This window comes from Frankia sp. AgB1.9, assembly GCF_016786355.1.
In the GTDB taxonomy this organism is placed as follows: Bacteria; Actinomycetota; Actinomycetes; order Frankiales; family Frankiaceae; genus Pseudofrankia.
This window is the reverse complement of sequence record NZ_JADWYX010000197.1, coordinates 1-10,175: the sequence shown is the minus strand read 5'-3', so window position 1 is coordinate 10,175 and position 10,175 is coordinate 1. Positions and strand designations below refer to the sequence as shown.

General features: G+C 75.0%; 8 protein-coding genes. 5 read left to right on the top strand and 3 right to left on the bottom strand.

The window, feature by feature from the left end; all coding sequences use genetic code 11:
* Positions 1-111: 111 nt before the first annotated feature.
* The 3 genes from I6A60_RS39445 to I6A60_RS39435 all read right to left on the bottom strand — a co-directional run bounded on the left by I6A60_RS39445 (position 112) and on the right by I6A60_RS39435 (position 4,078).
* Complete coding sequence (locus tag I6A60_RS39445) at positions 112-270, bottom strand: lasso RiPP family leader peptide-containing protein (RefSeq protein ID WP_203015241.1); 159 nt, start codon at positions 268-270, stop codon at positions 112-114.
* A gap of 85 nt (positions 271-355) precedes the next feature.
* On the bottom strand, positions 356-2,179 hold the full coding sequence (locus tag I6A60_RS39440; RefSeq protein WP_203015230.1) for an asparagine synthase-related protein: 1,824 nt from the start codon (positions 2,177-2,179) through the stop codon (positions 356-358).
* An 81-nt stretch (positions 2,180-2,260) separates the two neighbouring features.
* Positions 2,261-4,078 carry an ABC transporter ATP-binding protein gene (locus tag I6A60_RS39435; RefSeq protein ID WP_238437193.1) on the bottom strand — a complete coding sequence of 606 codons (1,818 nt, stop codon included), beginning with the start codon at positions 4,076-4,078 and terminating at the stop codon, positions 2,261-2,263.
* A gap of 107 nt (positions 4,079-4,185) precedes the next feature.
* Here I6A60_RS39435 and I6A60_RS39430 point away from each other — a divergent pair, with 107 nt between their 5' ends.
* From I6A60_RS39430 to I6A60_RS39410, 5 genes are all read left to right on the top strand, one after another.
* Positions 4,186-4,869, top strand: coding sequence for a TetR/AcrR family transcriptional regulator (locus tag I6A60_RS39430; protein WP_203015228.1), 684 nt, complete (start codon positions 4,186-4,188; stop codon positions 4,867-4,869).
* A 117-nt stretch (positions 4,870-4,986) separates the two neighbouring features.
* The gene (locus I6A60_RS39425) at positions 4,987-5,241 is read left to right on the top strand and encodes a hypothetical protein (RefSeq protein WP_203015227.1); all 255 of its coding nucleotides are present in this window, start codon (positions 4,987-4,989) and stop codon (positions 5,239-5,241) included.
* Between the two features lie 137 nt (positions 5,242-5,378).
* The gene (locus tag I6A60_RS39420; RefSeq protein WP_203015226.1) at positions 5,379-6,908 is read left to right on the top strand and encodes an AAA family ATPase; all 1,530 of its coding nucleotides are present in this window, start codon (positions 5,379-5,381) and stop codon (positions 6,906-6,908) included.
* A gap of 24 nt (positions 6,909-6,932) precedes the next feature.
* On the top strand, positions 6,933-8,738 hold the full coding sequence (locus tag I6A60_RS39415) for a GAF domain-containing protein (RefSeq protein ID WP_203042661.1): 1,806 nt from the start codon (positions 6,933-6,935) through the stop codon (positions 8,736-8,738).
* A gap of 10 nt (positions 8,739-8,748) precedes the next feature.
* The gene (locus I6A60_RS39410; protein WP_203015221.1) at positions 8,749-10,071 is read left to right on the top strand and encodes a TetR/AcrR family transcriptional regulator; all 1,323 of its coding nucleotides are present in this window, start codon (positions 8,749-8,751) and stop codon (positions 10,069-10,071) included.
* Positions 10,072-10,175 lie beyond the last annotated feature (104 nt).

The following is a 10,175-nucleotide window of genomic DNA, read 5'->3' as shown; positions in this document are numbered from 1 at the left end:
CCCCGGGGCTCGCGGGGGGCCGGGCTTTTGTTTTAAAACTGCCCCCCCCCGGGGGGGGCGCCCGGGGGGGCCTGCGTGACGTGGGCCGCTCCAGCCGGACGCGGTCCTGGGTCAGCTGATCGTCCCGATGCTGATGATGGCGTCCAGGAGCAGGCCGGGCTGGCCGGCCGTCCGCACCGCGAGGCTGCCGTGCTCGGTCAGGCTGGGCTTCTCGTAGGCGCGCCGCGGGGCGGTCGGGCGCTCGGCGGTGCCAGTCTTCTCGGCGATCATCACACTCTCCAGGATCGGCTACGGACGTTGCAGGCAGTGATTCTCGAGGACCTTTCGGTTGCAGAGAGTAGCAGTGGGGGTGGCCTCAGAGGCGCACCCCGCTCCGCGCGAGCCACATGTCCAAGCCGATCAACTGCCAGAGCGCCACCAGCCCGTGCTGCGGCTCGGGTGGCTGCCGGCCGTCGCGGGCCGCCGCCACCGCCGTCGTCCACGCGGCCTTGGCGATCCCGAGATCCACCCACCCGTCGGCGACCAACGGTCCGCCCGCCAGCATGCCCATCCCGCCGGCCTCCTCGACGGCGTCGACCAGCTCCAGGTCGAACTGTGCCTTGCCTCGCCGGGTCCGCACCGACTCGGGCAGCACGTCGGCGGCGGCCGCCCGCAGCACCGGCTTGGTCTCCCCAGGGCGGTACATCGTCAGGCCCGCGGTCGACAGGGCGACCTCGATCACCCGGCGGTCGTGGAACGGGTGGCGCCAGTCAACGCCCGCGCCCGTGTAGAACGTCCGCGCCGTGTCGAGCAGCGGCAACGACGCGCGCACCACCGCGAGCCGCCACCGCTCCCGCTGGTCGTAGGACTGGAACAGCGCGGCGTCCGCGGCGTCCGCCGCGGCGAACCGGCCCTCGAGGTCCAGCCCGCGCAGGCGTGCCGGCCGGATCCATGGCAGGGTCAGGCGTTCACCCGCGATACCGCGGGGAAACGGGGCGAGCGCGTTCTGGCGCGCGACGGCGAGCCTGGTCCGCACCGACCGAGGGCTGACCCCAGCGCCCGTCTGGCGCCACAGCGGGCCGAGCCGGCCGGCCCGCCACAGGTCGGGCCAGTGGCTGCGCCACCCGGTCAGCCAGTCGTCGCCGCCCTCCCCCGACACCAGCACCTCGAGCCCCTCCTGGCGTGCCGTGGTGCTGACCGCCTCGGTGAGGGCGAGGTTCGGCCGGGGCGGCATGTCGAGGGTGTCGGCGGTCCACTGCCGCCAGCGGTCCCAGTTGTACGGCTCCGGCTTGACCCGCAGCACGGCCATGCCGGTGTGCTCCTCGACCGCGTCGACCCACCGGGACTCGTCGTGCGACCGGCCCGGGAAAACCATGCTGATCGGCACGACCCGGGCCGGGCCCCCGTCCCGGTGCACCAGCCGGCTCGCGATCCCGGTGAGCGTGCTGGAGTCGAGCCCGCCGGACAGCCCGATGGCCACCGATGCCCGCGACGTCGCGTCGTGGACGGCGGCGTCCAGCGCCGTGCGCAGCTCCCGGGCGGCGACCGGCAGCGGGGTGGCGCGCAGCGGCGGGACCACCGACAACAACGAGGTGAAGGGCCGCCGCGACGGTGCGCGGCCCGGGACCACCTCCAGCACGTGGCCCGCGGGCACCCGTTCGACCCCGCGCAGGAGCGTCTCGTGCAGGGAGGTCAGGTCGCGGGTCAGCGTCTCGGCCAGCACGGCCTCGTCGACCGACAGCGTGATGCCCGCGGCGCGCAGCTGGCTCGGCTCGGTGCCGAACAGCAGCCGCTCACCGGTGTGGTGCACCACCAGCCGACGCATCGAGTGCGGGGACCGGGCCAGGACCAGCCGGCTGGTGGCCGGGTCGAACGCGGCCAGCGCCCAGTCGCCGAGCAGGTGGTCGAGGCAGGTCAGGCCGTATCTCCCCCAGGACTCGACGACCCGGCCGGACACCCCGCCGCCGCCCGGTCCGCCCGTGGACCAGCCGTCGACGACGGCGAGCAGCCCGTTCGAGGGGTGCGCGAGGTCGGCGGCGGCGCCGAGGCCCGGCCCGGGCGCCGCGGCGACGGCCAGCGCTCCCGCGGCCCGCAGCTGGACCGGACCGCCCGACGGGGTGACCGACGCGGCCAGCATGGTCGCGGCCAGCTCGGTCGAGCCCGGCTTGCCGTCGAGGCGGAGCTCTCCGCAGAAGCTCATGACGTTGGCCTCCGGTGTGTGGCGCCAAGTCGGCTGGGCCACGCCGAGACAGACACCAAGTATGGATACTAAGAGTGTCAATCAAAGCACTCTGTGTTCGGATCGCGGAGTGCCGGCGCCCGCGAGTCGCAGCGCGTCCCGGAAGTAACCCTCGGTCTCGGCGAGTTCCGCGGGGCTCGCCAGCGCCGTCAGCCGGCCGTCCTCCAGTACCGCCACCCGGTCGCAGCCGAGCACTGTGGACATCCGGTGCGCGATGACGACGACAGTGGTCGCAGGCCCGATCGTGGCCACCGCGTCGCGCAGCGCCTCCTCGGCGCGGGCGTCCAGCGCGCTGCTCGGCTCGTCCAGCACCAGAAGATCAGGCAACCGGACCAGCGCCCTGGCCAGCGCCACGCGCTGGCGCTGGCCACCGGAGACCGCGGTGCCGTGCAGGCCGGACGGATGGTCGAGGCCATCCGGCCAGGACGCGAGCTCCGGCCCCAGCCCGGCCCTGACGGCCGCGGCGCGGACCTGGGCGTCGCCGAGCCCGGCCCGCAGGAACCGGATGTTCTCCGCGACCGTCCCGGTGATCAGCGTGGGCTGCTGCGGGACGACCCCCACCCGGCTGAACCACTCCCGTGGGTCGATCTCGGCCCGGTCGACGGCCCGGCCGGCGGGGCCGACGAGCACCTGGCCGCGGGTCGGTTCGAGCAGGCCGAGCAGCAGGCCGGCCAGCGTCGTCTTGCCGGCACCGCTGCGCCCGACCACGCCGAGCCGTTCGCCCGGTCGCAAGGTCAGCTCGACGCCGGTGAGCGCGGGCCGGGCCGTGCCCGGGTAGGTCACCTCGAGGCCGACGAGCTGGATCGCGCCGGCGGCCGGGCAGCGTCGGCGCCCGGGCGCCCGGCCGGCGGCCCAGCGGTCCAGGTGCTCCTCGACGCGGTCCAGCTGGGTCAGCCGCTCGCGCAGCTGGTGCGTGGTGGCGCCGAGGGCGGACGCCTGCCCGAGCGCGCGCATGACCAGCAGCGTGACCAGTCCGACGGTGGCCAGCGGCAGCTCGTCCAGCCACAGGACCAGCAGCAGGACGGCCACAAGCGCGAGCACGGCCAGGTCCCGGGCCAGCCGGGGCGTGACCGTGGCCCGGAACATCGTCTCGCCGTGCAGCCGGCCGGCCCGGCTGGACGCGCCGGCCAGCGCGTCCGCCGCCTCGTCGACGACCCCGAACACCCGCAGCTCGGCGGCGACCGTCGTCGTCTCGGTCAGGGCCGCGCCCAGCGCGCTCGCCGCGTCGACCGCTCGCCGGTTCGCGGCCTGGGTGTGCCGGCCGGCGAGGCGGACCGAGCCGAGCACAGCCGCGACGACGACCGCCAGCGCGCTGGTCGCGAGTGGGCTGACGGCGATCGCCGCCACGGCGAACGCACCGAGGCGCAGCGCCGCGGCCACCGCGTCGCCGCAGCGCTCGGCGCCGAGCGAGATCTGCGCCGCGTCGCCGAGCGCGAGCTCCTGCAGCCGGCCGGTCGGCTCGGCCCGCTGGGCTGACCAGTCCGCGGCCAGATAGTGGCGAGCCAGCCGGTCCCGGACCGAGGTGAGGGCGGACGCGCCGATCCGGGAGGTGACGCGCGCGGACGCGACGGTTGTCACCGCCGACCCGGCGGCCGCCAGCAGCGCCGCGCAGGCGAGGGTGCCGCGCGACGAGCCGAGCAGGGGGGCGAACCGCCAGCCGACCCTGGCCGGGCCGGTCGCCAGGGTGATCATGAGGACCATGGTGAGCAGCTCCAGCACGCCGGAGACCAGGCCGAGCACCGCCATCGCGGCCACCTGGCGCGCCGGGTGGCGCACACCAGCGGTGCTGCGCGCCCACCACCGGTGGACGTTGGCCCGCGCGTGCCGGAATCCGGCCGCGGTGCGAGTGGGGGTCACCATGACAGAGAAGATAGCCAACAGTGGTCACATGATTACGTCAGGTAGCGGACGCGCCGCGGCGGCTTCAGGCTCGGCCGTGGTCGGCGGGACAGGATAAATTGACGATCATGACGGCGTTCTCGGGTTCGGAGGTTGACGACGCGCTGGTGCCGGACTCGCCCGGCGAGGCGTCACCCACCTCACCCACGTCGGCCGTGCCAGCCGGGGCCGGCGGGCGAACGTCGCGGCAGGCGGACCTCTTCGACGCCCTGCTGCGGATCTTCCTCGCCGAGGGGTTCGCGCGGTTCACCCTGGCCGAGCTGGCCGGCCGGCTGCGCTGCTCGAAGAGCACGCTCTACGCGCTGGCCCGAAGCAAGGAGCAGCTCGCGGTCGCCGTCGTCGGCCACTTCTTCCGGGCGGCCGCCGAACGGATCGAGCGCGACGTCGCCCAGGTCGCGGCCACGAGCCCCGCCGACACCGTCGGCGCCTACCTGCGCGGGGTCGCCCGGGAGCTGCGGCCGGCGTCGGCCGCCTTCCGCCACGACCTGGCCGCGAACCCCGCGACCCGGGCCGAGTACGAGCGCAACACCCGGATCGCCGCGCGCCGGATCCGCGAGCTGGTCGCCGCCGGGGTGGCGGCCGGCGTCTTCGGCGGCGTCAACGCGACCTTCGTCGGCCAGGCGGCGACCGCGGTCATGGTGGCGATCCAGCGCGGGGACATCGCCACCGCGACCGGCCTGTCGGACGCCGACGCCTACGCCGAGCTCGCCGACCTGCTGCGCCACGGCCTGACCGGCCCGCTCGGCGCCTGACCCACCGGCCCCCGAGCGAGTCCCGTCACAGGGCTGGCAGGCACCAATGTGCTGCCGGCGCAACCGGTGCTGGCGAAGGAGGTTGTCGGGCTCGCCCCTTGCCTCCACCATGTGCCTGTGCCGACCTGCGAAGAAGTCGCCTCAATAGCCGATTCCGTCGACCGGGCCGCCCGCGCTCATGAGCTGATCGGGGGGAAGACCTCCCGGCCCGGCCAGCTGCGCGAGCTGCGGGCCAGCGCGCTACGGACCGCCATCGGCGAGGGCCGCGACGCGACCGAGCTGGCGACCCGGCTCGGCGTGCGCGCCGCGGACATCGCCTGGATGACCAGCCTCGAGAAGCCCACCTGGCCAGTCCGGGCAACAACCCGCTGAACCGGGCCGGTCGGCCGGCCCAAAACCGGTCCGAACGTCCCGACGCCGCGCTACTTGTGGCGGCGGGCGCGGCGGCGCCCACCGAGGATGCTGGAAGTGTCGGCACTGCGCCGGCCCGACAGCGCCGAGGAGGGCCGATGACCGGTGACGGGACCGCGACCGCCTTCCAGGTTGCCCCGCCACCGAGGTGGGACCTGGCCGCGCTGCCGCCCGGCGAGGTCGTCGAGACGCACTCGGCGACGCTGACCTTCGTCGACGACCTCGTCTACAAGGTCAAGAAGCCGGTCGACCTCGGCTTCCTGGACTTCTCCACCCGGGCGAAGCGGCTGGCCGCCTGCGAGCAGGAGGTGGCGCTCAACCGCCGGCTCGCGCCCGACGTCTACCTCGCCGTCGCCGACCTGCGCGACGGGCGGGGCCGGGTCGTCGACCACGCGGTCGTGATGCGCCGGCTGCCCGAGCGGCGCCGGCTGACGTCCCTCGTCCAGCGCGGCCAGCCCGTCGGCGCCGCGCTGCGGGCGATCGCCCGGCGGCTGGCCGCGTTCCACGCGGCCTGCGCTACGTCCGAACAGATCGCGGCCGCCGGCAGCGGCGCGGCCCTCGCCGGCCTGTGGCGCGAGGGCGTCGATCAGGTCGCGCAGTACCGGGACAACATCCTCGACAGCGCGGTCATCGCCGAGATCGACCGGCTGTCCACGCGCTACCTGGCCGGCCGGGCGCCACTGCTGCGGGCCCGGATGGCCGCCGGCCTGATCCGCGACGGGCACGGCGACCTGCAGGCCGACGACATCTTCTGCCTGCCGGACGGCCCGCGGATCCTCGACTGCATCGAGTTCGACCAGCGGCTTCGGGTCGGCGACGTACTCGGCGACATCGCGTTCCTGGCCATGGACCTGGAACGGCTCGGCGCCCGCACGGAGGCGGAACAGCTGCTCGGCTGGTACCAGGAGTTCGCCGGCGAGACCCATCCCCCGTCGCTCACGCACCTCTACGTCGCCTACCGCGCGTTCGTGCGGACGAAGGTGACCTGCGTCCGGGCCGGTCAGGGCGATCCCGACGCGGCGGACCTGGCCCGCCGGCTGGCCGACCTCGCGCGCGACCACCTGCGCCGGGGCCGGGTGCGGCTGGCGCTGGTCGGCGGCCTGCCCGGCACCGGCAAGTCGACCCTGGCCGGCCGCCTCGCCGAGACCGAGGACGGCTGGGTGCTGCTGCGGTCGGACACCGTGCGCAAGGAGCTCGCCGGCCTGCCGACGGACCGGCCCGCGTCCCCGCGGCTGTTCGAGGGCGGCCCGTTCCACGGTCTGTACTCGCCGGCTGCGACCGAGGCGGTCTACGCCGAGCTGCTGCGCCGGGCCGGCCACGCGCTAGCCCGCGGGGACAACGTGCTGCTCGACGCCTCCTGGTCGGACGCGGCGGACCGGGCAGCGGCGGCCCGGCTGGCGACGGCGGCGCACGCGGACCTCATCGAGCTGCGCTGCGTGACGGCGCCCGAGGTGGCCGCGGCGCGGATCGCCCGCCGGGCGGCGGCCCGCACGGACGCCTCGGACGCGACGGAGGCGATCCACGGGGCGCTGGCGACCCGGGCCGACCCGTGGCCGTCAGCGGCCGTCGTCCACACCGCGGCGCCGATCACCGAGGCGGCCGCGGCCGCGCGCCGCCGGCTGCACTGACCGCGTCGGCTACCGTTCGAGAACATGGAGCCTGAGCCGCCGACGCTCGCACCGGTCCCGCGTGCCCCGGCGGACTCCCCGTTGGGCCGCGACCACGTGGGCCGCGACCAGCTGGACTACGTCGGCGTCGGCCGCCTGGAGCTCGACGAGCTGCTCGCCCAGCTGGTCGAGCGCGCGCAGGACGTGATGGAGCGCGCGCAGGACGTCATGTCCACCCAGGGCCGGCTGCGCGGCCTGCTGCGCGCGACGACGACCGTCGCCGCCGACCTGAGCCTCGACGTGGTGCTGCGCCGGATCGCCGAGGCCGCCTGCGAGCTGGTCGACGCCCGGTACGGCGCCCTCGGGGTGACCGCGAAGGACGGCGACGGGCTGGAGCAGTTCATCCACGTCGGCATCGACCCTCGGCTGGTCACCGAGATCGGCCACCTGCCGCGCGGCGAGGGCGTGCTCGGCGCGCTGATCCGCGACCCGAAGCCGGTGCGGCTGGCCGACATCGCCGATCATCCCGCCGCGGTCGGCTTCCCGTCGGGTCACCCGACGATGCGCACCTTCCTCGGGGTGCCGATCAGGGTCCGCGGCGAGGTGTTCGGCAACCTCTACCTGACCGAGAAGCGCGGCGGGCGGGCGTTCACCGCCGAGGACGAGGAGCTGGTCCAGTCGCTCGCCGCGAGCGCCGCCGTCGCGATCGACAACGCCCGTCTGTTCGGCCAGGCCCAGCACCGCGAGCAGTGGCTGCAGGCGTCGGCCGACATCACCCGTCACCTGCTCGGCGACGGCGACCGGCCGCTGGAGATGATCGTCCGGCGCGCCCGCGAGGTGGCCAGGGCCGACACGGCGGCGCTCGCGCTCGGCGCGGACGACGCCGGGCACCTGAGCCTGGACATCGCCGCCGGCGACGGCGCGGACCGGCTGGCCGGCGGGCTGCTCGCCGTCGACGACTCGCTGGCCGGCCGGGCGATGCGGGAGCGCGCGCCGCTGTTCGCCGCCGAGGCCCCGGCCGAGATCGCCCAGCTGCTGGACGGCCAGCCGGCGCTCGGCCCGGTGATGGTGGTGCCCCTGGTCGCCTCGCACCGGACCTCGGGCGCCGTCATCCTCGGCCGCCGGCTGGGCGCCGAGCCGTTCACCGACACCGACCTGGAGATGGCCGCCGCGTTCGCGGGCCACGTCGCGATCGCGCTGCAGCTCGCCGAGTCGCGGTCCGCGCGCAGCCGGCTGACGATGCTGGAGGACCGGGACCGGATCGCCCGTGACCTGCACGACCACGTGATGCAGCGGCTGTACGCCGTGGCGCTGGGGCTGCAGGGGCTCGCGGAGAGCGAGGGCCAGCCGAACCGGGCGCGCCGGCTGGCGACCTACGTCGACGACCTGGACGCGACGATCCGGGAGATCCGCCAGACGGTGTTCGAGCTGCGCGGCCGCTCGGCGGCGGGCGGCACCGGGCTGCGGCTCGCGCTGCGCGGGGTGGTCGACGAGATGACCGACGCGTTCGGCTTCGCGCCGCGGCTGCTGGCCGACGGGCCGCTGGACAGCGCGGTCGACGCTGAGGTGGCCGACCATCTGCTCGCGGTGGTGCGGGAGAGCCTGTCGAACGCGGCCCGGCACGCCCGCTGCCGGACGGCCTCCGTGACGGTGACGGTGGCCGACGGGCAGGTCAGGGCCGAGATCGTGGACGACGGCGTCGGGGTCGGCGAGCCGGTCCGCAGCAGTGGCCTGGCGAACATGCGCAGCCGCGCCGACGAGCTGCGCGGGGCGTTCCAGATCGGCCCCGGCCCGGACGGTACCGGCACCCTGGTCCGGTGGACCGCCCCCTGCACCCTCGATTTGCGATAATCGGCGCACCATGACCAGCGAGCCGACGTGGGTGCTGCCGGCCCAGGAGTCGATCGCCCGGCGCGCGCCGTTCTCGGACAACCCGGCGGTCGGCCGGCGCGGGCAGCGCACCCAGCAGCGCATCCTGGCCGCCGCATTGCAGGTCTTCGGTGAGGGCGGCTACCACACCTCCAGCATCGCCGACCTCGCCAAGCGCGCCGGCTGCTCGCGGGTGTCGTTCTACCAGTACTTCTCCAGCAAGGAGGACGTGCTGGGCCACCTGGCCGGGCAGGTCGCGCGGCAGGTCGGCGCCTCGGTCGAGGCGATGGCGCCGCTGACTCCGGACGCGGCAGGCTGGGCGACGATCCGCGAGTGGGTCCAGCGCTACGGCGACGTCTACGAGCACTTCGGCGCCGTCTTCCACGTCTTCGAGGGCGCGGCCAAGGAGACGGAGAGCCTCAACGCCCTCAACACGCAGGCGGCGGCGCTCAACATCGCGGTGATCCGCTCCAAGCTCACCTCGACGACGCTGGCGCCCCGCGAGGTCGACGCCGTGATCGGCCTGGTCCTCGCGACCACGGCCCGCGCGTGCTACTCCGCCAAGATCTTCCGTCAGGCCGCGCCGGAGACCTACACCCGGGAGCGCCTCGACGACGCGATCGCCGACTTCATCCACCGGGCGTTCTTCGGCCTCCTGCCCGAGGCCAACGTGCACGGGCCCGAGGCCGCGGTGGCGCCGCTCATCGAGTTCGACCAGCCGGCCGCCGAGGCGCTGACCAGACGCGCGGCGCTCACCGACGGCGCCAGGGCCAGCTATGACGCGCTGCTGACCGCCGGGCAGGAGGTCTTCGTCCGGCGCGAGTACCACGGCACCCGGATCGACGACGTGGTCGAGGCCGCCGGCGTCTCACACGGCCTGTTCTACCGGTACTTCGCGAACAAGGCCGACTTCGCGCGGACCCTCGTGCTGACGGCGATGACCCCGCTGTCCAGCACGCTCGCCAAGATCCCCACGCCCGCGCCCGGGTCCGGGTCCGGGAAGGCCTGGTCGACGGCGACGCTGCGGGCCTGGCTGCGCACGTACAACGAGGTGCAGGTCTCCGAGGCCGGCGTCATCCGGATCTGGGTCGACGCGACCCTGCACGAACCGGCCCTCGGGACCGACGCGGCCGCCGCCCTGGACTGGGGCCGGCGCCATCTCGTGCACTTCCTGGCACCGCGCGGCTTCGGTGACGTCGACGCGGACGCGATCGTCGCGATGGCCCTGCTGGACGCGTTCGGAGACGGGCGCCGTTCGGCGACGACGCTGGAGGCCGCGGTCCACGTGATCGAGCGCGGCCTCCTGGGCCGCTAGACGCTGGCGGTGGCTTCGAGTGTGGCTGGGTAGCCCATGAGGGTGGCGAGGTTGGCGCCCATGAACTTCGCGACGCGCGCCTCGTCGTTGTAGGCGAGCAGGTC